This window comes from Novipirellula rosea, assembly GCF_039541335.1.
GTDB lineage: Bacteria > Planctomycetota > Planctomycetia > Pirellulales > Pirellulaceae > Novipirellula > Novipirellula rosea.
In genome coordinates, this window is the sequence record NZ_BAABGA010000006.1 from 1 (window position 1) to 24,966 (window position 24,966).

Sequence of the window (24,966 nt, forward strand, 5' to 3'; positions counted from 1 at the left end):
CGAAGCTGCTAGGATTAACCTAGCAACATACCCTTACAGCCCTGGGCTGGAAGCCTATCCTACGTGAGGACGCCACACTTTTGGATGGCGCTGAGCAGCGATTCGACCATGGCGTCGGTGTGCGATGCCGAGAGGGACAACCTTAGTCGTGCGGTGCCAAGCGGGACTGTGGGAGGGCGAATCGCGGGGACAAAAAAGCCTGCTTCGCTAAGCGTCTGACTCGCTGCGACCGCTTTCGCATCTTCGCCGATAATCAATGGCACGATCGGGACCGTGTTCTCGATCGCACACGATGTTGATATCGATAATCGATCACGCACTTGTATCGCAAGCGACTGCACTCGATGGCGTCGCTCGGGCTCGCTTTTTAGTGATTCAAACGCGGCGATCGAGGCGGCCACGGTCGACGGGGCTAGCGCGGTGCTGAAAATAAATGAACGACAGCGGTTGACGAGATAATCTGTCACCACCTTGGGCCCCACCACAAAACCGCCCTGGCATCCGATCGCTTTGCTGAGCGTGCCAATTCGAATCGCAATGCGGTCTTTGACTGCGAGTGCTTCGCAAACGCCACTGCCGGTTTCCCCTAATACCCCCGTGCCGTGAGCTTCGTCGACGATCAGTGACGCATCGAACGGATCGGCAGTGTCACACAACTCAACCAAGGGGGCGACATCGCCATCCATGCTGAACACGCCGTCGGTGACGATCCAAACTCGCGTGAATTCGTGCCGCCGCTGTTTCAGTACGCTTGCGACAAATTCGTAATCACGATGCGGATACACAACACACTCGGCTCGCGACAAACGGCAACCATCAATTAACGAGGCATGATTCAGTGCGTCGCTGAGGATCAAGTCGCCTGCTTCGGCTAGCGTGGCGACCGTGCCGCTGCAGGCCGCGTAACCGCTCGGGAACAACACTGCCGATTCGGTTGACTCAAGCTCCGCAATCGTTTCGGCAAGCTGTTGATGCAGCGGGGTCCAGCCACACACCAACGCACTGGCGGTGCTGCCACTCTCACGTGGAAGCGACGCAATCGGCAACCCGGATGTCGCCAAGCCGAGATAATCGTTACTGCCGAAATTGACCAGCCGACGATTCGCGGCGTCCACAAACGTGACGCCCTGAGGTTGGCGAGCCGCCAGGGTTCGCAGTCGATGCTGCGAGCTCAATTCGGCAAGCCGGTCAGCGAGATAATCAAACGAGGGCATGACGAGCGCAGTAAGAAGGAGTAGGCGTCGTAGGAATGTTTCGGCAAGGTTATGATAAGCCCGACGGGTCGACAAGCCAGACGAGGCACGCGGCATCGTTGTCCCTCTCCCTTCCTTTTTCGCTTACACGAATCCCTCATGCAAATCGTCGTCATCGGTGCCGGAGCCGCTGGAATGGTCGCGGCCGCAGAAGCGGCAAAACGCGGTGCGAACGTCATCCTGCTGGAAAAAAACACCAAGACGGGCGTCAAAATCCTGATGTCCGGGGGGACTCGCTGCAATGTCACTCACGACACCGACGCACGCGGAATATTGCCTGGGTTTGGGCATGCGTCTCGCTTTCTGCAGCCGACGATCGGAGCGTTTCCGCCATCGGAAGTCGTGCGCATGTTTGCCGATTTGGGGGTCGCGACCAAGGTCGAAAGCACCGGAAAAGTGTTCCCGCAAAGCGATCGTGCGATCGAAGTGCGCGATGCACTACAGCGGCAAGCAGTCGAGTCCGGTGTGCAAATCATTCGTCAGCAATCGGTGCAACGTCTGACCCGCAGCAACGAACATTGGCAGATTGAAACCGATGACGAGACCTACAATGCGGATCGAGTGATCGTGACCGCGGGTGGGCGAAGTTGGCCAGGCTGTGGGACCACGGGCGATGGCTACGGTTGGCTCGAAAAACTCGGACATTCGATCGTCGACACCCGCCCGGCACTAGTGCCGCTAACCGGTGGCTTTGAGTGGACCAAGGCGTTGTCGGGCATCACACTGGAGGACTGCATCGTGACGGCGGAAAACCAAACCTCCGAAGCGAAGAAGTCAAAACAATCCATGAGCCGGCGTTCGTCTTGGTTGTTCACCCACTTTGGTTTCTCGGGACCCGCGGCAATGGATGTCAGCCGGATTGTCACGCTGACTGAAAAACTCGCTCGCGTTCGCGTCCAACTCGACATGGCTCCCGACGTACCGGCCGAAGCAATCGAAGCGACATTGTGCGATACCGCTGGCGGAGCCGGGCGTCGCCGGCTTTCCAATGTGCTAAGCCAATGGGTACCAAGCCGGCTGGCCACGGCCGTGGCCAACGAGATGTGTGGTGACCCGACGATTGCTGAATTGACCAAGGCGGGTCGCCGAGCGACGGTGACCGGTATCAAACAATTGGCGTTGCCGATCACCGGGACTCGCGGCTTCAGCAAAGCCGAAGTCACCGCAGGCGGAGTCAACTTGAAAGAGGTCAATCCGCGAACGATGGAAAGCCGAGTCGTGAAGGGACTGTACATTGCCGGCGAAGTGCTGGACGTGGATGGTTGGATCGGCGGCTACAATTTCCAAGCCGCGTTCAGCACCGGAAGAGCCGCGGGAATCGCGGCAGCAACGGTAGAGTGAGGCGAAAGTCTTGACGACTTCCGCTACTATGGCTTGTTCCAGACGACGGGCTTTTTGCGGTTCGGATACAACTCGACACACAGCCCGCACTTGGTGCCGTCACAGCTACGCGCGGTGCAGTGTTCGCGGCCGTAGTAGATGATTTGCAGATGCAGGTCATTCCACGACGATTCGGGAAACAGCTTTTTCAAGTCGCGTTCGGTATCGACCACATTCTTGCCACTGGAGAGACCCCATCGCTGAGCGAGTCGATGGATGTGAGTATCAACGGGGAACGCCGGAACCCCGAATGCTTGAGCCATCACGACCGAAGCGGTTTTGTGCCCCACGCCGGGTAGTGCTTCAAGCTCGGCGAATGTTTTCGGCACCTCGCCCTGATGTCGCTCGAGCAACAACTGCGACAACTTGTAGATGCTTTTGGATTTGTTGGTCGACAAACCGATCGGACGAATCAAACGCAAAATTTCTTCTTGCCCTAGCTCTACCATGGCCTGAGGCGTGCCAGCGGCAGCGAACAATTCGGGCGTTACTTCGTTGACCTTTTTGTCGGTGCACTGGGCACTCAGCAGGACCGCGATCAACAGCGTGAACTCATCGGTGTGGTCCAGCGGGATGGGGGGATTCGGGTACAGCTGACTGAGTCTTTGCCGCACACGGTCGGCTCGTTCCTGTTTCTTCACTTTTTCGTTATCCTGCATTGGCGAGCCCGTTTGGACTCGCTCGTAAATTACGTTTTGCTGTCTTTTGAGGGAACTTCTACCATCTCTGGCCCCCCGCGTCGAGGAATTGCTTGATGGATCGAGATGACCGCGGCCGGAACAAGGTCAAATCGTTGGCCGGATCTTTCGCCGCCCGTACTCTGACCTCCTCGTCGGCTTGGGCCCCCTTACAAAACCCGCTATATCGCGCGTTTTGGTTCGCATCGTTGGCGTCGAATCTTGGCACCTGGATTCACGAAGTGGGTGCGGGTTGGTTGATGGCTAGCTTGGACCCCTCGCCGGAAATGGTTGCCGCCGTGCGAACCGTGATGGCAGCCCCGATTATTTTCTTAGCCATTCCCGTCGGCGTATTGGGCGACCGCATCGACCGGCGACGAATGTTGATCGGTACGCAATTTGTCCTCTGTGCCTGCACCGCGACGCTGGCTTCGCTGACGTTTAGCGACATGATCACCGCCAAATTGCTGCTGGTGTTCACGTTTGTGATTGGCCTGGGCATGGTGGTGCACGTTCCGATTTGGCAAGCATCGATCCCGGAACTTGTGCCGAAGAATCAGCTCGCTCGCGCGGTGGCGCTGGGCAGCATCAGCTTCAATCTCGCGCGTGCGGTCGGCCCTGCCTTGGGCGGCATCTTGATCGCGATGGCCGGTGTGTGGACCGCGTTTGCGATCAATGCATTGTCGTTTGCCGGAGTGTTGACCGTTTTATTGTCATGGAAACGAGCACGCCGAGAATCCTCACGCGGGCTTTCGTTTCGCTTGTCGATGTACCAAGGCCTTCGCTACGTGGCCAAAACCGTGGCGATGCGGCACACGATCCTCGGCGTGGTGTTGTTCGTGTTACCGGGAAGCGCATTATGGTCGCTGTTGCCGTTGGTGGCGAAACAACATCTCGGTTGGGGCGCCAGCGGGTTTGGTTTCCTGGTGGGCTGCGTCGGTGTCGGAGCGGTGTTTGCCGCTTGGACGCTGCCTCATTTCCAGCGTCGCCGTGGCGCTGACCAAACGATTGCCATCGCGATGGTGGGTTTTGCAATCGGCTTGGCTACGATCGCCAATTACACAGGAACGGTGATCGTATGCGCTGCCACCTTGCTGATGGGTGCGACGTGGATGATGACATTGACGACGCTGAATTCGACGGCTCAGATGACACTTCCTGCTCGGATGCGAGCCCGCGGCATGGGATGTTACTTGACGGCGATGGCGTTTTCGATGACCACTGGATCGATTCTGTGGGGTCAACTCGCCGAAGCAACCTCGATCACGACCGCACAAACGACCGCAGCCGCGATCTTGACGATCACGGCTGCGGTGAGTTTGCTGTTTCGCGTCGGCGATACCTAAGCGAACGTGTAACCTTCTTCGCCATGGTCGGTGATATCCAGCCCCCGTTGCTCGCTCTCGGCGTGAACGCGAAGTCCGATCACGGCGTCGATCAGTTTCAGCAGGATCAGACTGCCGATACCTGCGAACGCGTAGGTTACCAAGATGGCAACAATTTGGCCGATCAACAAACTAGGGTCGCCACTTTCGATCAGCCCTAGCTTGCTTTCGCCCGCGATATTCCAACACGCTCGCGTGGCGAAAACGCCTGTCAACACAGCTCCGAGCGTGCCACCAACACCATGGACTCCGAACGCGTCCAGCGCGTCATCGTATCGCAACGCGTGCTTCAGCTTACTACAAGCAAAGTAGCAAACGATTCCTGCCAGAGCGCCCATCAGCAGCGCGGGCATTGGCTGAACAAAGCCGGCGGCGGGCGTAATGCAAACCAATCCAGCAACCGCGCCGCTACTCGCGCCCAGCACGGTTGGTTTCTTCAAGATGCACCATTCGGTCAACACCCACGCCAATGCACCGGCAGCGGCGGAAAAGTGAGTGACGGCAAACGCACTGCTGGTCAAATCATCGGACAACAATTCGCTGCCTGCGTTGAAACCGAACCAGCCCACCCACAGCATCGCTGCGCCCAGGGCGGTGAAGGTAAGATTGTGGGGCTGAATCGGTTCTCGCAGATAACCCATGCGAGGCCCGATCAAAATGGCGGCGACCAATGCGGAAATCCCGCTACTGATGTGAACCACCGTGCCTCCGGCAAAGTCTAATGCTCCGCCCGCAAACGCATGCTCGGATCCATACGCCAAAATGCCGCCGTCCCAAACCCAGTGACACAGTGGACAGTAAATTAGCAGGCCCCACAGCACCGAGAAGACCGCCATCGCGCTGAACTTCATTCGCTCGGCGAACGCACCACAGATCAGTGCGGGAGTGATAATAAAGAACATGCCTTGAAACAGCATGTGGGTGAGCATCGGGATCTGAATATCATCGCTGTACATCGGAGTGACCGGAGCACCCGCTGCATCGCTCCAGTAGCGTTGCACGCCGTTCATGAACAAATAATCAAAGTTACCCACCCATGCTCCCGAGCCTCCAAAGGATAACGAGTATCCTACCACAGCCCATAGCACAGTCATCATGCCCATCAGAAAGATGCACTGCATCAAAACGCTGAGCACGTTTTTCCGGCGAACCAGACCTCCATAGAACATGGCCAAACCCGGTGCGGTCATAAACAGCACCAACGCACAACTGGTTAACATCCAAGCGTTGTGGCCAGCCAGAGCGGCGGCGGCGATTTTTTCTTCCAACTCGGCTGTGGTTGCGGAGGCCGCATCAGCTGTCCGTACATCCTGCGCGACCGGTTCGCTGCCGGAAAGGGTTTCAGAACTCTCCGAAACAACCTCTTCTGCAACAACCACTGCGGCCACCGCGGCCTCATCGTCCTGCGCCACCGCGATTGAACTGGGCTGGGCGGCGAAAGACAGCAACGCCAAAAAACCCCCGATAAGTAATGTCTGCTTCACCGTAATTATCCTCTAGAAGTGCTTACCACCGTAACAACGCCCCGCGCACGGGGAATCTTGATCGCGTTTAATCCAGGCCGCCTTTGTTCCCATCCGAGAATGGGACACCTGTTTAACGTGAAGAAGCGTTGTTGATTGGAACACGGTGCCTCCGCCGGCACCTAAAATTGAACATTAAGGATAATGCGAGTGAGCGTCCGCTAGAAGCGTAGGGAAATGCCCCCCGGGGATTTAGCCCCCTTCAGAATCGCTCAGCACGGCCATGAACGCTTTTTGACTAATCTCGACGTTGCCAATCGCCTTCATCCGCTTCTTGCCCTCTTTTTGCTTCTGCAGCAATTTACGCTTTCGCGTAATGTCACCGCCGTAACATTTCGCCGTTACGTTTTTTCGCATCGCAGGAACGGTCTCGCGAGCGATCACGCGGCTTCCAATTGCTGCTTGCACTGCGACTTCGAACATGTGGCGTTCGATTTCGGCTTTCAATTTCTTGGCCACCGCTCGACCGCGACGATCCGCGTCGGCGCGGTGACACACCACGCTGAGTGCGTCGACTCGGTTGCCGTTGACCATAATGTCCATCCGGCAAAGATCAGCGGGCTCGTAGCCGACCATCTCGTAATCGAGTGTGCCGTAGCCTTTGGTACAGCTCTTGATCTTGTCATGCAAATCGTAAACGACTTCGGCAAGCGGGATGTCGTAAGTCAACATCGCGCGTTGGGCACCAAGGTACTCTTGCGACTTTTGGATCCCGCGGCGTTCTTGGCAAAGCTTCATGACCGCGCCGATGAAATCATTTGGCACAATCACACTGCAGCGAACGATCGGTTGGCGGAATTCTTCGATGTCACCAGGATCGGGCACATCTTGCGGTTTATGGATCGTCAGCGTCTCGCCCCGCTTGTTAACGACTTCATACGTGACGTTCGGTGCGGTTTGCACCAGATCGACGTCCGATTCGTTCTCCAACCGCTGCTGAACAATTTCCATGTGCAGCAGCCCAAGGAAGCCGCAGCGGAACCCGAACCCAAGGGCTTCACTGGTTTCCGGTTCAAATTCGAAGCTTGGATCATTGATCGAGAGCCGCTCGAGTGCATCACGCAGCTCGGTAAAATCTTGGCCATCGCTGGGGAACAATCCGCAATAAACCATCCGTTTTGGCCGCGAATACCCAGGCAGCGGTTCAACCAATTCTTTGCCCGGCGGTCCAACGGTATCGCCGATATGCACGTCACCGAGACTCTTGATGTTACAGATCAAATACCCTACCTGACCTGCTTTTAGTTCCTCGCACGATTCACGCGCCGGTGCAAAGCGTCCCAGCTCGATCACATCGTGAGTCGACCCGGCACGCAGAAAGCGAATTTTTTGTCCTTTGCGAACCGTGCCGTTCATCACGCGGATATAGGTGATCGCGCCACGAAAATCGTCATAGCTGGAATCGAACACCATCGCTTGTAGCGGAGCCTCGGGATTACCGGTCGGTGCCGGAATTTGCTCGATGATCGCGTCGAGTAACTCGTCGACGCCAACACCGGTCTTTGCGCTTACGCGAACGCATTCGTCTGGATCGGTCCCCAACGAGTTCATCATTTCTTCGGCCACTTCGTCGGGCCGAGCGTGCATCAGGTCGATCTTGTTGATCACGGGAATGATCTTCAAATCGTGCTCCATCGCGGCGTAAGCGTTGGCCACCGTTTGGGCTTCGACCCCTTGAAAGGCATCGACCAACAACAGCACGCCTTCGCAACACGCCAACGACCGCGAGACTTCGTAGTGAAAGTCGACGTGACCGGGAGTATCGATCAAGTTCAATTCGTAATCTTTGCCGCCGCGTTTGAATCGCATCGTGACGGCACGCGCCTTGATCGTGATCCCACGTTGACGCTCGAGCGCCAAGTCATCAAGCAGCTGCGATTTCATTTCACGCAGCGTCACGGTGCCGGTGTGTTCGAGCAATCGATCGGCCAGCGTGCTCTTGCCGTGGTCAATATGGGCGATAATGCAAAAGTTACGGATGTGGACTGACATATTGGTTCTTTGGCCGTTCTCGGCCGAGGTACTAAACGGGTTTGAACGAGAAAGACTCGAGAAATCGGCTTAACGAAGCCTTATTTCTTGACGCCGTGATCTTTGTTGAATTGACGTCGGGCGTAACCAGCGACTCCCAGATATCCGGCGTCGCCGCCAAGCGTGGCGTACGTAATTGTCGTTCCCTCGAACACATTCTCGAAGGTGCGAACACGGAATTCCTCTGAGATTTTGGACAAAAACCGTTTGCCGATACAGCAATTTGCCCCGCCAAAGTTCATGGCGCCTCCGAGCACCACAGAACCAGGATCAAGGGTGTGAATCAGGGTCGTTAACCCGATACCCAACCAGCGAGCGGTTTCATCGACAATTTCCAGCGCCAGCGGATCCCCGTCTTTGGCAGCTTCATAAACACGTTTGGCGGTCAATTCACTGTCGCCGCCGCCGAGCAGTCCGCTGAGCGAACTCTTGGCCCCTTCGGTCAACCGTTGCCGAGTCCGCTGAACCACCGCACTGGCCGACGCATAAGCTTCGAGTTGACCGCGTCCCCCGCCCCACACACACAACTGGGCGGTGGGAGACGGATCGACGATGATGTGCCCGCATTCGCTGCCGAAACTGTTCGTGCCATTGACCAATTCACCCTCGATAATAATCCCGCCCCCGACCCCGGTGCCGAGCGTCAAAAGCAACATCGATTGGTCGTTTCGCCCACTGCCGAGCCAAAATTCGCCGTAGGCAGCCGCATTGGCGTCATTCAAGAACGAAACCGGCCGCTCAAGCATCTTTGCGATCGAATCGCGGATCGGAAAGTCCCACCAACTCGGTAGCTGAGGCGGGGCGACGAGGTAGCCGGTGGAAAGATCCATCGGTCCAGGAGCTCCCAATCCAACGCGTCGCACTTTGTCCGAAATGCCAAGTTGGCCCTCGATGTCTTGAATGACCGCCGCAATTCGCTGCGTTGCCGCAGTAGGGCCTTCGGATTCACGCGTCGGCAGTCGCTCGAAAGCCAATGTGTGCCCTTCGTCGTCGACCAACCCAATCTTGATCGAGGTGCCACCGATATCGATGCCCCAAAAAAAAGGAGCCGAGGCGTCAGAGATCGGAGTAATGTTCGGGGTATCAGACATGGGACGATCGCGTGATGGTTAGAATTCGCAGTTCGCATGGCAGTATAAGAAGGGGGACAAATTGCCACAACGGACAACTGCCCCCCGCAAACCGTGATCCCCCGTGCGGACCGCCACAACGTCCTAACCCGCCGCATAAGGGCTGGTTGATAGCGTGATCGACCGGCGAAACTAAAGACGTCTGGCCCAATAAAACATTCATTCCCTCGATAACCGAAGTGTTAGCGAGGGAATCTCGATCTTGACGCGATCCCTCGCTAACACTTCGGGTTGTAATTTGCCGGAAAAAAATAGCGGCATTTGATAGCAACAGGACGGTTCGTCGGTTATTTCTTTTTGTTCTTTACGTATGGCTTCGTAAATTCCGCGGACTCGAAAATCACGTTATCGGACACCCGTGGATCGCCAGTCCGTTTTAGCTCGGACATCAACCGTGACTCGAGTTGACTGCGGACCGATTGCGATGCGGGATCGTCGACGAGATTCTTCATGCAGTGCGGATCTTTCTGGACATCGTACAGTTCGACGCGTGGACGCCGAGCGAAGGCAAAATCAAACGACCGGGGATCCGAATCGCGATGTGTCATAATCCAAGCTTTGGTGGGACTACCATCCATATCTCGAAAACCGACCATCGTGTTTTCTCGCGATGCGGCAAAGTTCGGCATCGCCGTAGCAGGTTCGCCATAACCCGGCCCCGACCCCATCGGCCAACGCTGGGGTGCAAAGTTAATGATCAACAAATGTTGATCGGTGCGAATCGCCCGTTGCGGATACGGCGTAAAACCAGGCTGTGCCGCGGCAACGTGCCGTTCACGTCCGGTAAAGACGGCGTCGCGTTTTGCATCGACGGTTCCCGACTTGCTACTAGTAAGCACCGGGATCAACGATTTCGCGGTCATCGTCTCGGGAATCGAAACGCCTGCGGCCTCCAAAAACGTTGGGGCCAGATCGGGCAGCGAGACAAAATCATCGACGACGCGGCCTTGCTTTTTCATCCCAGCGGGCCAACGAATCGCCAGCGGAACGTGGGTGCCAAAATCGTACAAGTTGCACTTGCCTCGCGTGACACCGGGGAAACCATGGTCACCGCTGACCACCAGGATCGTGTTGTCGTAAACGCCCAGTCGCTTCAGTTCATCAATGATCACGCCCAACCCCGCGTCAAACGCTTGTATCTCGCCAAAGTAGTCGGCAAAGTCTTCGCGAACGAGCGGAACATCGGGCAGGTACGGCGGGATCTTGCCCGCGAAGTCGTCAGGGTTGATCCCCCACAGTTTCTTGCCGCTTCCGGCAACCCATTTGCGATGACAGTTGGTAGGTCCAAAGAAATAGCAAAACGGTTGTTCGCCATCGACGGTCTGGTCCCCATTTGGATCGAGGAACGAGAGCAAATTGCCGCGAACTTCGTCCAACAGCTCTGCTTTTCGAGCATCTGGGTCATTCCCCTTCATCGCATTTTGCGAAAATCCATTGAACTTGCGGCCTGCACGATTAAACCCGCGAGCGGCACCGCCATGTGGCGCATCGGCCGGAGTTCCAGGGCTCCACACTTTGTAGGTGTGTCCAATTCGGTATCCGGCCGATTCCAACAGCAGCGGGTACGAGGGAATCTCGAAATCCCACTCAGCGTTTTGCAGGATCGATGCCGAACCACATCGCCAAAAATGTTGGCCTGATAACAACGAACTGCGACACGGCGTACACGATGGCGCACTGACAAACGCGCGTGTGAACAACACTCCTTGCTCGGCAACTGAATCAAAATGAGGTGTCGCTACGAGGTCATCCAGTCCGCCCGGGTTCAGCTTGCCATACGCACTGGCGTGACACCCCCAATCATCAGCAAACGCCATCACAATGTTGGGACGATCCGCGGCATGGGTCAGAGACGGGATGCCTAGCAACGGGATCACACTGAACAGAGCGAGCGATAAATAGGAAAGCAGTCGATTCATCGTCAACGAAGCCTGTGGGAGTGAGGTAGGGAACAACACCGCGAAAAACGATCGCTAAGTTCTGTAGCGGTACGGCGCAGTTTACCTTTAGGGTAGCGGAACTCGTCAAGAGTTTCGGATCGGTTGGCAAACGCAACGAAAGTCTTGACGACTTCCGCTACCACCAACCCTAATCCTTAGCTGCGACGCAGCACTAGGCAGACGTCTGCGGAGGAGTGCCCACCATGATAGCTAATCTTTGCCACGCTTGTAGAAAAGAGGGGGAGTTGCTTAACCGCCCTTTGGGACGCCAAGATAGCGGTGCATCACCCTTTTTATCATCCAACATGCGCAGGCGGTTTTACCCATGTCCGACGAAACGAGTGAAGAGAAGCCCAAACCAGTCGCCCTTTCGCGTAACGCACGCCGTGTTTTGGGAGTGCTAGTGGAAAAGGCCAAAACGACTCCCGATAGTTATCCGCTGACGATGTCGGGACTGATCAGCGGCAGCAACCAAAAATCAAATCGTTCGCCTCAATTGCAGTTGGACGAAGACGACATTTTGACGGCTTTGGACGAGCTAAAACGAGTCGGCGCGGCACGTGAAGTCCAAGGCAGCGGCCGAGCGACGAAGTACCGTCACGCGGCGTACGAATGGTTTGATGTCGATAGCCCCGGTGCCGCGGTGATGACCGAACTGCTGCTTCGTGGCCGCCAAACACTGGGCGAAATCCGCACGCGAGCTTCGCGGATGTATGCGTTGGAGGATTTGAAAGCGACTCAAGAGGTCGTCGACTCGTTGATCGCAAAGGATCTCGTCGAACCGCTCTCGCCTCCGGGACGCGGGCAAACGTTCACGCACAAATTGTATACGCCCGAAGAACGCCAGTACCTCGAAGCTCGATTGGAAAAACAAGCCGCTGCATCCGACGCGTCTCCATCACCGTCGCCGGCCAAGGCCAGCAACACCGCAGTCGATGCGTTGATCGCCAGACTCGAATCGGTGAACGAGCGTATCGATCAATTGGAAAAACGAATCGACGAACTCGAGTCGTAATTCAAGACGCAGGAAAAAGTGGTTAAGCGATCGGACAAGCCTAAGGTGCTCTGCTTAGAGGACCGCATGACAGGCCGGAAGCCTATCCCACATTTTGGAACACAGGCTGGAAGCCTATGCTACGGGACTTACCATTTGCATAGTGAATCGATGTAGTCGGCGCTGCCGTCGCGTTTCCATGGATCGAGCTGAGCTTGTGCCTTCAGTTGCTGGCCGCGGCGAAGCGGGGCGACGAAGAAACAGCTGCTGATATCGGCGATCGCGGTCATGTCGCCCCACAGTTTTTCAAACTGAGCGACGGGGAACACGTCCTCTTGGGCGTTGCCCCAGCGTTTCTTGACATCCTTGAGCGTGATGTAGGTTGGCATCCGCTGCGCCATCGCACGGATCGCTTGGTCAACACGCTGAGCATCGCGTAAATCCGCTCGTGTCAATCCGAACGACTTCAACAATCCGTCGATCGAAATCCAGGTCGTCATCGAATTGTAGAAAGTCAGATCGAACTCGATCTGCTCGTTTGGCATCGCGAGGCCTTCGACCAGTCGCGGGCGACCATTGACCAAAGCCAATCCGCCACCACGGTCTTCGAGTCGCCGGCTAATCACTTCAAAGCTAAGTGTGGTTTCCGCGGCGATGTGACGCCCTAGGAACGCCGGATCAACGTTCGCCCCGAGTGTGTCGATGTTGTGCAGCAGCAAGTATTCCAATTGCGGTTGGCGATCCAGCATCTGCTGCAACACACCGCTGCGGAGCATGTTGGGAATTTCGAACCAATGGCCCACTGGATGGATGCACTGACTTGGTACATTGTCGGTGTAATCGCTGGCCTCGCCCGCGGATTTCGCCCATCCGATCAGCGCGGTTCGCAAACTCTCACGCACTTTTTGCTGTTGTTCGTCCAAGATCTGCTGGGCAGTTTCCTCCCACAAAAATCGCAAATCACGCACCATCGGGATCATCCGCAGCCCAACACTGCGCCCAGTCGAAACCAGCAAGTTGTCGCCGAAACCAAAAGAATCATTGCGATCGAGGTACTCGCGAATCGGTTGGTCGGTCAAATGGCTGGTGGTGAAGACATGCGGAATCGAAGCATCGAACTTTTCGGCGATCGCGCGATTCTTGGCGAGATGCACCTCCAGGAAACTACGATGGCGACCGGCGAAACGACAAAATGGATGAAGCGCTTTGCAAACTCCGGCACCTTCGGTCCAGCGGCTGCCGACGCCCGCAGCCAAAGTCACCACTGCGACCTTTCCTGCCTTGATTGCTGCCGATCCCAGATCGACATATTTTGGATCGATCCGTTCACGCAGATCGACAACGTGTTCGGGCTTCACATCTTGAATCATCGTGTTGGCAGGCAGCCGGTTCTGGGACAACCCGATCCGTCCACTGATCAAATCGGCGCGAATTTGTTCGTGCTGGAACCGGTCAAAACCAATTTCATTTAACAGCGAACCAAGCGACGATTCGCTGGAGTGTTCGACCGCAGCCGACGGCAGGATACTCTCCAACAACATTCCCGCAGTCGCACTGCCGGTTTCGACATCGTGACAACGTTTACTGATTCGCTCGAGTTCCGATCGCGTTCTGAGCGACAAATCTCGTAGCGGGGTTCGCAATAACGCTGGCAATACGAGCGCATAATAACGGTCGGGCAGCATCGCATCGTTGCCGCTGAGCAACTCGGCACTGGTGCCGTTGTCGTTGATCTTAAAGTCATAGACGACGGGATCCATGGCAAATGGCAGCGACGTTTCCAAGTCTCGTTTCGTTTTGACCATCGCGTCACCGAGCCACGCCTGGGCTTCGGGTTTAATTTTGGGGTCAAAGATGAACCCCATGCCGCCGCCTGCCATCCCGCCGAGCATCCAGAATCCCCAGAACTGATCTCCATAACGCTCGCGGCACTGGTCGATCAATGAATCGGTAAAGCGGTTGGTCGCCCAGGGAATGATCGTTTGCAGGGGGCCTTCGAAATTGCGAGTGGTGACATCGCCGACTTGTTTGATATTGCCCGCTTCGAGCGATTCGACGACCTCATCAAGAATTTTGATCGCTTCGTTTCTGCCCTGCCATTCATTCTCGCTACGCAGCAGATAATGCTCGGTCACCATCTCTAGGATCGGGCCTACGTTTTGGGCCATTCCCCCGTGCACCAGCACTAACGACTCTTGGATCTTTTGGCGTGTTGCATCAGAGATTTTGTCGCTACCGAGCACATGATGAACCGGCATCAACCGGCCGCGGCTAATACCAAACTCGGGATCGTTCTGTTGGGCGGTGGTTCCGCAAATCAGTTTGATGCCGGGCCAAACGCCACCAGAATCTTGCCATCCGCCACCGCTGCCGCCAAGCCATTCCCCCAGAATCGCTCGTGCGGCGACCAAGCGGCGATCGGCTTCGGTGAGCGGCCCGGTCAACGATTGGACTTGTCCGGTCGCCCGCATCAGCAGCGAGATCAGCGAACCAAGCAGATTGGTGGAAACCGCCAGCCGCGATCCCTTGGGGATATCGTTGATCTTGCTGACCAATTCCAATCCACGACCTGGGCCGAGCATGACCTTCAACAGGTCTTCCATCGACTCGCGACATCCCTCCAGTCCCGGAGGCACGATGCCCGCGGCGATCAACGCCGCTTTGAGCAGTCCCAGATAATCGCGAGCGAAATCGAAGGTCTCGGAAATTGAACGAAGCGTTGTCGTCGCCCCGAGATCGACGCTGGTCAGCCGAATGACCGGCTCGTCAATGATTCGCAGGTAGGTTTCGATCGGCGGCTTCGTTTGCGAATCACGGCCACGCACGCCGAGGTCGACTGAGACGTTCAGCACCCGAGCTCCCTCGGGAAAATCCATCCCGAGAAAGAAGATGTCACTCCACGCACTGTGCGAAAAGTCCATTCGCACCGCCGTCGTTTCTTTCATCAGCGGCGAGGTCCCGGTCGCAGGATCCACCTCGACCAGTTCGCTGCGGATTCGCAGCGGGTGATCCGCGGGATGCCCGACACGGAACATCCACTGGTTTCCTCGGACCGTGCGGACACTGCGACGAACTTGATCAGCAAGCGTTTGAAACCCGAGTTGATGGTACGCTTGCGACAACGCACTGGCCAACGCGTCACTGGGGCCGGCTTGCTGCTGGTACGCCAAAAAACAATCGATCGCTTCCATAAACCGACGAGCCAACAGGTGCTCGTAACCCTCGTACGGAATCCTCCCCGATTGCTCGACCGACAAACGCGATGGCAAGTGGTAGCGGTAGATCGCCGACAAGAAGAATAACGCCCGCACGCGACGATACAAATTCTCTTCTTCACGACGAAAGGTATCGAGCACCTCGACGTGACCGAGTAATTGATCGAGCGTCTGATCGCCACACACCGATTCAAGCGACTGATCGCGAACCGCATCGTCGTCCGAAGTAATGATTTCAATCAGCGGGTTGGTTCCAGAACGAATCATTGAGCCGTGATTCCTTCCGCACGCGTAGCGAGCAATTCAACCATCTCGGTCAAAATTCGATCGCGGTCTCGCCCCGATAACCCAATCGCCAACTGAGCGATCAACAACCCATAGGTGACACCCAAGTTATAACGTGAACCTTGCAACCGATAGGCGAGATAGCGTTGCCGCGACGCTAACATTGCCAAGGCATCCGAGAGCGAAGGTTTTTCGACTGCATGATTGGCAAGCAATTGTTCGATGGACGCCATCACTTCGGCGGTCAACACATGCATCCCAAAGAATCCGAGATAATGTCCCGCTCGCAGCCCAGGCGTTACCAGTTCTTGTTCGGCATAAGTCGGTGTCGGCTTTTCGACCACCGCTTCAACCTCGTACAAGTCGTCGCGTCGAGGTAGATGAGGCCCGCTGACGATACCAAAGTACGGCAATTTGTTTTCGCGAGTCGACTGCACCGCCGACACCGAGCACTCAAACTCGCTGGCAATCTTGATTAGCTGCTTTGCACACGGGATGTCGGATGCACTGAGGTACAAGTGATCGCCGACAAGGTGCAGAAACGGCTGGTCACCGACAAACGACTTTGCTTGATAGATCGCGTCGGCATAACCCAATGGCTCAGGCTGTTCGACAAACTGGATGCTAGCCAAGTGAGTCCCGGCGGCCTGTTCGTAGGCCTCCTGATCGCCTGGCCGGATCACGACACAGATCTCTTCGATGCCAGCGGAGAGCGTTTCTTCGACGATCAATTGCAGTGCCGTCTTGGTCTCGCCATTGCGGTCGACCAGCTGCTGCAGCGGCAACGTGTTCTGTTTCGGGGCCGCAGCGGTAATAACTGCCTTGTGAACCTGCATAGCGAATGGCGATGGTACGAGAGAGGAAAAGGGCATCCACGGGACCGATCGTTGAATGCCAAGCAAATAAGTGACGTAGTGGAACTTGCTAAAGATCCTGCGTGCGGGATCTTTAGCAAGATCCACTACGAGGGAACGCGTCGGACGTCCCTCGATCGGCCCCTAGCATAGTTCGCAAAATACACGGGCAAAGCCAAGGCGGAACTATTTCAATTTCCGGCCCAAAACCAAGAAGGTCGGGTTAAGCGACTCGAAACGGACGCGGTCCATTTGGTACTGGCCACGCGAGATATTGATCATTCGCACGTCCTGAACCAGCCCCTCTTGGGAGAACACGTTCTGGACCGAAACCAGATTATCAGGACTGGAGACATTGACCACGATGCGGCCGCCTTGGGCCAATCGCGGCACGGCGGCCGAGACCAAATCGGGCACCACGCGTCCGGTACCACCGACAAAGATGGCGTCCGGATCGGGAAGGTCTTTCCAAGCGTCAGGGGCTTGGCCATGAACCGGAATCAACGAGGGAACGTCGAACATTTTCGCGTTCTCGATCATCAATCCGTAATCCTCGGCATCCATTTCGATTGCAAACACTTTGCCTTGCGTCGCTATCGAAGCGGCTTCGATCGCCAACGACCCACAGCCGGCGCCGACATCCCATACGGTGCTTTTTGCGGTCAGATCGAGTTCAGACAACGCGATGCAGCGGACTTCGGCAGGCGTCAACAAACCTCGTTTAGGTCGCGACTGCAAAAACAAATCGTCGGGGTTGCCGAACAAGCGGCGGTTGGCACTGCCGCTGGGACGATCGGCGGCTCCCGATTTTCGCACCAACACCATCACGTTCATGACGCCAAACGATTGACCTCGGATCGAAGTCAAATCTCCTTGCGTCACGGTTTCATCGGGCGTGCCAAGATCTTCGCAAACGTAGGCGGTGAAGTAATCGATGCGTCGGTCTAGTAGCGCCTCGGCAACGACGGAGGGCGAAATGTCTTCGGTAGTAAAAATCCCCACACGCTCGGCGGTGCGAATGTTATCCACCACTCGATCAAGCGATTGGTTCGCGAGGTTGGTCAGGTAGGCGTCATCCCAACTCTCTTTGACACGCGCAAACGCCAACTGCATGCTGCTAACGTGAGGCACCACATCAAAACGGTCTTTGCCAAACGTTTCGGTCAAGTAACGCGCGATGCCGTAGAACAACGGGTCGCCTCCCGCCAAAACCACTGCGGGCTGGTCGCCAAGATCGCGAATCGATTGTTGCAACTGTTCAAGATTGCTGCCGACAACAATGCGTTTGGCAGCCGAGGCGGGAACTTTTTCGAGCAGCTGCGACGGGCCCACCAATACGGTCGCTTGGTCGATCAAGTTTCTCGCTTGACCGGTCAACCCATCAAGTCCGTCGTCGCCAATCCCAACAATATGAATGCGAGCAGTCAATCTAGTGTCCGTTGTTTGTAGTGGTAGTTGTGAAGGCGTTGTACAATATGTTCACAGTCGCTCTGCGAGCTTACGTTTTGATCGCGGAGCGATCAACGACTGTGAAAAGGGTGGACCGATGACAGGCTGGATGCCTATCCCACATTTATAGTTTTCGCAGCTCTTTCATGATTTCTTCGACTGTGGTTCGCCCGGCGTGCGAGTTACTGACTTTGGACCAAGCAACACGACCATTTGTATCAATCACGTAAGTTGCAGGGTACGCGGTTTCACGAGGCGAATCCCAGCGAAGGCCCCACTGAGAAACCATTTCCATCGCGTCATCGCGGACCATCACCAGCGGTGCCGGTAGCGTTCGCGAGCCCATGAATTCTTCGGCATGTCGCTGCAGCAAGGTCGCTTCGCCTGGGTAAACAAGGATCACGCGTGATGCGGCTTGAGAGAGTGCTTTGGCACGGTTCGCCAAACTGCTGACCTGTTTGCTGCACAGCGGGCACTGGTATCCGGGATAGCCACGTAGCACGATGACGACGACTGGTCCCTTTTTGTATTCCGCTTGCAATTCGATGAAATCTTTGCTGCCCACGACCGGCAATTCAAAATTGATCGCTTTGGCTCCCTCGGCAAGCGGTTGCGAACGTCCGTCGTCATCAGCATGGACATTTGCGGCGATCGCCGCGAAAAACATCAGGCACGCCGCAGCACCGCAAACTCGTGGAATCATCATTTGTATCCTGGTTAGGGCAAAGAGGTAGTGGATCTTGCTAAAGATCCTCGAGCCGGGACCTTTGACAGGGTCCACGACGCCGGTGACGGTTTCTTGTATTACAATTGGGACTTGTTTTTTTGCTTCATTCGCCGAGCGATAGACCCCAAACGCGTCCGCTCGCTGCTTAGTTCTGATCCCGTTTTTCGCGTTGTCGTCGACTGTATCGTTCTAACGTTTTGCGTTCGGATCGCGTTAAGCTCGCTTCGCCGCTGGCGTGAATTTTTGCCAAAATTCGGTCCGCCTCCGCCGCTTCTTGGTTCAATTTCCGATCGGGATCATGAATTTTCAGCTTCATACGACGCGATCGCTGGCGGAAATAATGAGGCAAATCGGAGAGCACCGCCAAATCGAGCCAGCGAAAATTCCAGCGTTGATAGAAATAAGCAGCCGAGAACGCCGCGCCCGTTAAATGGACTTCAAACGCGGTCTGGGAATTCCCCATCAATCCCAACGCACCGGCCAAATCCATCCCCACAAAAGCGACCGCCAAGATCCAAGCTTTCACCGGGATCACGAACATTAACAACACTTCTTGATGCGGATAGTACAAGGCAAACAGAATCGTCGTTGCCACCACTCCACCACTCGCTCCGATCGCCAATCCACCCCCTTGGATGAAATACGAGATCGAAGCAGCGATGCCACCCAAGATGATGGCCGCGAGGTAAAACTTCAGGAACTCTTGCTGCCCAATTCGCCGCTCGACGATCCGGCCGAAGAAAAACAGCCCGATCATGTTGAACAAAATATGGTTGATATTGTTCGGATCGTGTACGAAGCCGTAGGTCAGAAATTGCCACCACATCCACGGATGAGTCACCGTGCTGGCCTGGGCGCCGAGCCAAGGCACCAACTGGCTGACGCCACCCTGCTTAAAAATCATGTCGACAAAGAACACAGCGACATTGATGACGATCAAAATGATCGTCACACTTCGCGGATTCTGGACTCGGTCCCACGGGGTACGTTCGGCCGAGCGTCCGTAGTCGCGGTCATATAGACCCATGAACCATTCCTAAAACTTTAACGATTGGGCAAAACAAGCAACCCGCATCCTAGCAATCATGATGCCGTCTCGTCGATATCGTTCAAATTACTGAATCCAGCCCCCTCCGAGCACGCGCGTATCGTCAAAAACGACGGCGGCTTGGCCAGGGGCAATTGCTAGCTGAGGCTCGTCAAATTCGACCGTGAACTGCTCGGGGTTCACCGGATCAACAAAAACGCGAGCCGGCAGCGGGGATCCGTTGTAGCGAATCTGCACTCCCACTCGATCGGGTAGCGTGGCAGGGTCGACCAACCAATTCGCTTCGTTTGCTGTTAAACCATCACGAGCGAGCGATTCTTGCCGCCCAATCACGACTCGATTGGTTTCCGTTTCGATCCGGACGACAAAATGAGGCGTCCCCATCGCCACGCCGAGTCCCTTTCGCTGGCCGATCGTGAACGCTTCGTATCCGGCGTGCGTCCCCACAACTTTGCCGTCGGTGGTGACAATTTCACCTGCGGTCGCTCCCACCATTTCGGGGCGTCTCGCTTTCACGAAATCGCTGTGATGGCCTTGCGTGACGAAGCAGATTTCCTGGCTGTCACGTTTGCCGGCGACCCCCATCCCGAGCTCCATTGCCATTTCGCGAATTCGAGGCTTTTCAAAGCCACCGACCGGTAACAGCATCCGGTTGAGCCGCTCGGCCCCGATCCCGAACAGGGCGTAGGATTGATCTTTGTTGGAATCGAGCCCTCGATGCAACTCGGATTGGTCGCCATTTTTGACCATCCGGGCGTAATGCCCAGTCGCCACAAAATCGGCATCGACGCCATCGGCATAGTCGAACAAACGGCCGAATTTGATCCAATTGTTGCACTTCACACACGGATTGGGCGTGCGACCGCTGAGGTAATCGTCGACGAAGTAGTCAACGATGCGGCGGAAATCTTCTTGCAGATCGAGGGCGTAGAAGGGAATCCCCATTTTCGAGGCAACGCGGCGAGCATCGGCGGCGTCCGACGCGGTACAGCAGCCTTGTTTGTGATCGGCGCGAGCTTGGTGGAGTCCGCCGAGCACCGGCAGTGCCCCTGCTGACTGGCCTGCTGACTGGCCTGCGGCATCCGGTTCGCCACCCGCAGCGGATGGGGTACTGCACACGCGGCTCGATTCTTCACCGTGCCTCATAAAGACACCGATACACTCGTGGCCCGCCTCGAGCAACAAGTGCGCAGCAACGCTGGAATCGACGCCGCCACTCATCGCTAGAACCACCCGTGCCATGTATCTTTTTCCCTTAACTCGATATGATTTATTTGTCTGGATCACCCTCGAAACCCGATCCGATCGCTAACAGACCGGTTCCCTCACTCACCCGCTTTCCTGGAGCTCACCCCACCCGTGGATGCCGAATTCGTTCAACGCAGCAAAAAGATCCGCGAGCGTCTGGTCCAACTCGGAGACTCTCTTTGACTACGCTGCCAAGCGTGAAGAAATTGAGTCGATCGAAGCTCGCATGGGCCAACCCGACTTCTGGGACGACAACGAAGCGGCCCAAGTGGTGGTTTCACAACTGAAGGGACTGAAAGCTATTGTCGGTCCTATGGGGAAATTGTCTACCGCGGTCGAGGATCTTGATGCATTATTCGAGATGGCGGACGAGGACGAGTCGATCGCCGAGGAGGTAGCTGGCGAAATTGAGCGGCTCGAGAATATTTTGGACGATTTGGAGCTCAAGGCACTCCTGAACGGCCCTAATGATTCGGCCGGGGCAATCATTACGATCAACGCCCGCGATGGCGGAACCGACGCCAACGATTGGGCCGATATGCTGCTGCGGATGTATTCCGCCTGGGCCGTCAGCCAAGATTACTCGATCCAACTGCTCGACCGACAAGAAAACGAAGAAGCCGGGATCAACCACGCCTCGATCGCGGTCCGTGGACCGATGGCGTATGGCTATTTGAAAGGCGAAGAAGGGGTTCACCGTCTGGTGCGGATCAGCCCGTTCAACAGTGAAGGCAAGCGTCAAACCAGCTTCGCCGCCGTCAGCGTGACTCCGGAAATCGACGATTCGATCGAGATCGACATTGAGGAAAAGGATGTGCGGATCGATACCTATCGCGCCGGGGGTGCGGGGGGCCAACACGTCAATAAAACCGACAGTGCGATTCGCTTGACGCATATCCCGACCAACACCGTCGTCCAGTGCCAGAACGAACGCAGCCAGCATCAGAACAAGGCGACCGCTTGGAAGATGTTGCGAGCGAAGATGGCTCGGATCGAAGAGGATCGCCGGGACGCCGAGGATGCCAGCAAGTACGCGACGCAGGCGCGTACCGGTTTCGGCAGCCAGATTCGCAACTACTTTTTGCACCCCGATCAACGTGTCAAAGATGCGCGAACGGGACATTACGTTGGCAGTTTCAACTCCGTGATGAACGGCAGCGAACTGCAAGGGTTTCTCGACGCGTTCCTTCGTTTGAAAGCCGGCAAGCAGGAGAAGGTTTAAGCCCATGCCATCGATTTTTACCAAGATCATTGATCGCGAAATTCCAGCAGACATCGTTTTCGAAGACGACACCTGTTTGGCGTTTCGCGATATATCGCCCAAGGCGCCGACTCATATTTTGATCATCCCCAAACGCGAGATCATGTCGCTGGATGATTTAAGCGACGAGGACGAGCAGACCGTTGGCCGCTGCGTGATGGTGGCATCAAAGATTGCCGAGTCCGAAGGGCTAACCGATGGTTACCGTTTGGTTGTCAATTGCGGCAGCGACGGTGGCCAAGAGGTTCCGCACTTGCACTTTCACCTGCTCGGCGGCCGCAAGATGGCATGGCCGCCCGGTTAGGTAACGTTATGAAGCATTCTGTAGCGGAACTCGTCAACGGCTTGTTGATTTACTGAGCCGCGACGCGTCAGCGGCCGGGTCCCGCGCGCTACCCGGTGCCTTACGGCCCACGGCTCACTGTTGCGATTTGCATTTCGATTAAATCAACAAGTCGTCAAGAGTTTCGGAGAGTGGATCGAAAGTCTTGACGACTTCCGCTACAGATCAGGGTGTGGGTGCGGCGGAGTCAGCTCTAGCGACAGCTTCAATCGCTCCGCAACCTCGTCTTGATTCGCATTGTTCAGTAGCTCGACCATCGCCACGGTCGGGCCGACTTGCAGCACGATCGGCAACGCATCAAGCCTTTCTTGCCACCGCGCGGCCGCCGCAGCCACCTCGGGTGGCGACGTCGCTCGCCACAACACCGTTTCGGCCAAACGCGCGATCACCGGCCGTGAATGGTCGGCACTGAGTGTCTTTAGCGTCTCCACAGCCGCCTCGCGTCGGTCGCTCGACAGCAACCAACTTGCCGCGACAAGTCGCACCGCCGACGATGGATCGCCGAGTCGTTTGAGGGCCGCATCGGTCGTCGCGGCGCTCGAGATTCCTCGCGGGTTCCGCCACGCAATCGGCAGCCATGCCAGTGCAATCGGCGGCAACGGGCGACGATCTAACTGGGACACCAATTCTAACGCGATCGCACCGCGTGAACTTCGCCAAGCCGCCTGCGCCGCGACCATCGACAACCATTGCTGACGCCACACCGGGGGCCGCTCGCTCAGTGCATCGAGCAAACCACGAAGTGCCATGTCGTACTTTTTCTCGTCAAACAACTTGATCGCAGCCGCTTGCTTTTCACCGACCTCACTCGGTTCGATCCAGATCACGCGATATGCTGCGAACAGCGATTCCTTTTCGTCGCCCGCCATTCGCATCGCCAACTGTTTTGCATCCAGTGCAATGATCTCGCCCGTATGCGTCTGGATCGCTTGCGGATACCAATCACTTTGGGCTGCGGTCGGCCGCGTCGGTTCGAGCCAGACCTTGTCGGCGCACGCCGCGGTTTGCAGAACCAACAAAAGGGCCGCGATCGTCAAATAGAGAATTCGATTCAACATTAAGGTTCCATCCTGCTGCCCAGCGAACGAACATCGACGTACTGATACTGCCCCAGATTCTGGGCTGCGAGTTCACGCAAAAAACTGTCCGGCGGCGACACCGGTTCGGCACCAAATTCGATCGCATGAATTGTGGTCCCACTCCGCTGAGCCCGGCGACGGATCTCAGCAAGCTCGGACGACGACAATCGCGGGATGCGGGCGTCGGTCAAGAAAAAGATCACGTCGGGATCCATTCGCAGCGCTAACTTCAATGCGCTGTCGTGTTCGGTACTGCCAAACGCGGTGATCGAGTCGACATAACGCGAAGCGCGAGCCAAAGTCGCCTCCTCGCCCGTCATCAATTGCACCGGCATGCCGACAGTTTTGAAGGGCTCGGGTTGGTCGTTGTAGAAAATGATCTGAAAACGCTGGCGGTCCGTCAAACTGTTCAAACTTTTGATCAATTCGCGTTTGGCCGCCCGCAGCGGCATTCCGCCGTTGCCATTCATGCTGTCGGATCGGTCAAAAACGTAGACAAATCGTGACCCGCTGCCTGAAACGCCAAAAACCATCGTCGTCGTATCGCTGGAATCTCCTTCGCTGCCCGGCGGTCGCTTGGAATCAAACGCGTCGCCATCGAGCCTGGTCTCACCAGCGACTCCGCTGCCGGAAATCGGGGACGGGGTATCGCTGATTTCGCTCAGAATGCCAGCCAAGTCGATTGGCGGACTTAAATCGGCGGGCGGCGCCGCAGCCGACGCGACATCACCCGACTTGGCGGCCGAATTTTCGCTGGCGGCTGCCTCGCTCACTTTGGCGGAATCCACGTAGCGATCGCGGTCGGGCATGCGGTGAACCATCGCAATCCCCGCAGGCCGATCGACTTCGGAACCGGTCCCCGAGGGCGTTCGCGCCCAAAAAATCCCTAGTCCGGTCAATAAAACGACGTGAAACGACAGCGATAACAACAACGCCGGCAGCGGCCGTTCGGGCAAATCCATCTCCAATGGATCCCCGGATGTGGGCAAACTCGGGTTGCGGGATACGGTCGTTGCTGGCGTGCTAGGTCGGTTCATATAAGATTGTTAGAGGAATTTGGCAGCAAAAGGTAGCTGTTTTTCGCCGCGATCCCCCTCACGGCTGCTGAATAGCGCTTTTCAGACTCGCTTTTGACAATTACTTT

General features: G+C 56.3%; 19 protein-coding genes. 5 read left to right on the forward strand and 14 right to left on the reverse strand.

The features are described 5' to 3' along the window. Positions 1-59: 59 nt before the first annotated feature. Positions 60-1,214 (reverse strand): aminotransferase class I/II-fold pyridoxal phosphate-dependent enzyme, encoded by a 1,155-nt coding sequence (locus tag ABD971_RS00785; RefSeq protein ID WP_345318501.1) that lies wholly within the window; start codon positions 1,212-1,214, stop codon positions 60-62. 138 nt (positions 1,215-1,352) lie between these two features. Between ABD971_RS00785 and ABD971_RS00790 the strand changes: the two genes are divergently transcribed. Continuing rightward, entirely contained in the window at positions 1,353-2,594 is a 1,242-nt protein-coding gene (locus ABD971_RS00790) for a BaiN/RdsA family NAD(P)/FAD-dependent oxidoreductase (RefSeq protein ID WP_339946505.1), read from the forward strand. Positions 2,595-2,620: 26 nt separating this feature from the next. Here ABD971_RS00790 and nth read toward each other — a convergent pair whose 3' ends face one another. Further along, positions 2,621-3,292, reverse strand: a complete 672-nt coding sequence (gene nth, locus ABD971_RS00795) for an endonuclease III (protein ID WP_339946506.1) — start codon at positions 3,290-3,292, stop codon at positions 2,621-2,623. Positions 3,293-3,387: 95 nt separating this feature from the next. Here nth and ABD971_RS00800 point away from each other — a divergent pair, with 95 nt between their 5' ends. Further along, positions 3,388-4,656, forward strand: a complete 1,269-nt coding sequence (locus ABD971_RS00800) for an MFS transporter (RefSeq protein WP_339946507.1) — start codon at positions 3,388-3,390, stop codon at positions 4,654-4,656. Here ABD971_RS00800 and ABD971_RS00805 read toward each other — a convergent pair. From ABD971_RS00805 to ABD971_RS00820, 4 genes are all read right to left on the reverse strand, one after another. Beyond that, positions 4,653-6,179, reverse strand: a complete 1,527-nt coding sequence (locus ABD971_RS00805; RefSeq protein ID WP_345318505.1) for an ammonium transporter — start codon at positions 6,177-6,179, stop codon at positions 4,653-4,655. The two genes, ABD971_RS00800 and ABD971_RS00805, sit on opposite strands and share 4 nt — an antisense overlap. A 231-nt stretch (positions 6,180-6,410) precedes the next feature. Beyond that, entirely contained in the window at positions 6,411-8,210 is a 1,800-nt protein-coding gene (gene lepA, locus ABD971_RS00810; RefSeq protein ID WP_339946509.1) for a translation elongation factor 4, read from the reverse strand. Positions 8,211-8,290: 80 nt separating this feature from the next. After that, positions 8,291-9,340 (reverse strand): ROK family protein, encoded by a 1,050-nt coding sequence (locus ABD971_RS00815; protein WP_339946510.1) that lies wholly within the window; start codon positions 9,338-9,340, stop codon positions 8,291-8,293. A gap of 326 nt (positions 9,341-9,666) precedes the next feature. After that, a complete protein-coding gene (locus ABD971_RS00820; protein WP_345318509.1) occupies positions 9,667-11,298 on the reverse strand; it encodes a sulfatase family protein in 1,632 nt (543 codons plus the stop codon). A gap of 346 nt (positions 11,299-11,644) precedes the next feature. On the opposite strand from ABD971_RS00820, the gene ABD971_RS00825 reads away from it, so the two are divergent. Beyond that, positions 11,645-12,334 carry a DUF480 domain-containing protein gene (locus ABD971_RS00825; RefSeq protein WP_345318511.1) on the forward strand — a complete coding sequence of 230 codons (690 nt, stop codon included), beginning with the start codon at positions 11,645-11,647 and terminating at the stop codon, positions 12,332-12,334. A 128-nt stretch (positions 12,335-12,462) separates the two neighbouring features. Here ABD971_RS00825 and ABD971_RS00830 read toward each other — a convergent pair whose 3' ends face one another. From ABD971_RS00830 to mnmA, 6 genes are all read right to left on the reverse strand, one after another. Next, positions 12,463-15,795 carry a UTP--glucose-1-phosphate uridylyltransferase gene (locus ABD971_RS00830; RefSeq protein ID WP_345318513.1) on the reverse strand — a complete coding sequence of 1,111 codons (3,333 nt, stop codon included), beginning with the start codon at positions 15,793-15,795 and terminating at the stop codon, positions 12,463-12,465. Beyond that, positions 15,792-16,649, reverse strand: a complete 858-nt coding sequence (locus ABD971_RS00835) for a sugar phosphate nucleotidyltransferase (RefSeq protein WP_339946901.1) — start codon at positions 16,647-16,649, stop codon at positions 15,792-15,794. The genes ABD971_RS00830 and ABD971_RS00835 overlap by 4 nt, the downstream gene beginning before the upstream one ends. Before the next feature lie 204 nt (positions 16,650-16,853). Further along, entirely contained in the window at positions 16,854-18,095 is a 1,242-nt protein-coding gene (gene cbiE / locus ABD971_RS00840) for a precorrin-6y C5,15-methyltransferase (decarboxylating) subunit CbiE (protein ID WP_339946902.1), read from the reverse strand. A 145-nt stretch (positions 18,096-18,240) separates the two neighbouring features. Then, entirely contained in the window at positions 18,241-18,819 is a 579-nt protein-coding gene (locus tag ABD971_RS00845) for a redoxin family protein (RefSeq protein WP_345318517.1), read from the reverse strand. A gap of 169 nt (positions 18,820-18,988) precedes the next feature. Further along, positions 18,989-19,870 (reverse strand): rhomboid family intramembrane serine protease, encoded by an 882-nt coding sequence (locus ABD971_RS00850; RefSeq protein WP_339946904.1) that lies wholly within the window; start codon positions 19,868-19,870, stop codon positions 18,989-18,991. Positions 19,871-19,957: 87 nt separating this feature from the next. Next, positions 19,958-21,133 (reverse strand): tRNA 2-thiouridine(34) synthase MnmA, encoded by a 1,176-nt coding sequence (mnmA, locus tag ABD971_RS00855; protein WP_339946905.1) that lies wholly within the window; start codon positions 21,131-21,133, stop codon positions 19,958-19,960. Positions 21,134-21,250: 117 nt separating this feature from the next. Here mnmA and prfB point away from each other — a divergent pair. Together prfB and ABD971_RS00865 are read left to right on the forward strand one after the other, a co-directional pair. After that, positions 21,251-22,361, forward strand: a protein-coding gene (gene prfB / locus ABD971_RS00860; protein ID WP_339946906.1) for a peptide chain release factor 2 whose coding sequence is annotated in 2 segments (ribosomal slippage) — positions 21,251-21,319 and positions 21,321-22,361 — 1,110 coding nt in all. Because the reading frame shifts where the segments join, the coding sequence is not laid out codon by codon here. 4 nt (positions 22,362-22,365) lie between these two features. Next, a complete protein-coding gene (locus tag ABD971_RS00865) occupies positions 22,366-22,704 on the forward strand; it encodes a histidine triad nucleotide-binding protein (RefSeq protein WP_339946907.1) in 339 nt (112 codons plus the stop codon). 197 nt (positions 22,705-22,901) lie between these two features. On the opposite strand, the gene ABD971_RS00870 is transcribed toward ABD971_RS00865, so the two are convergent. After that, positions 22,902-23,801: a hypothetical protein gene (locus tag ABD971_RS00870; protein WP_345318520.1), complete on the reverse strand. Its 900-nt coding sequence runs from the start codon at positions 23,799-23,801 to the stop codon at positions 22,902-22,904. Beyond that, positions 23,801-24,859, reverse strand: a complete 1,059-nt coding sequence (locus ABD971_RS00875; RefSeq protein ID WP_345318522.1) for a vWA domain-containing protein — start codon at positions 24,857-24,859, stop codon at positions 23,801-23,803. Before ABD971_RS00875 ends, ABD971_RS00870 begins: the two co-directional genes overlap by 1 nt. Positions 24,860-24,966 lie beyond the last annotated feature (107 nt).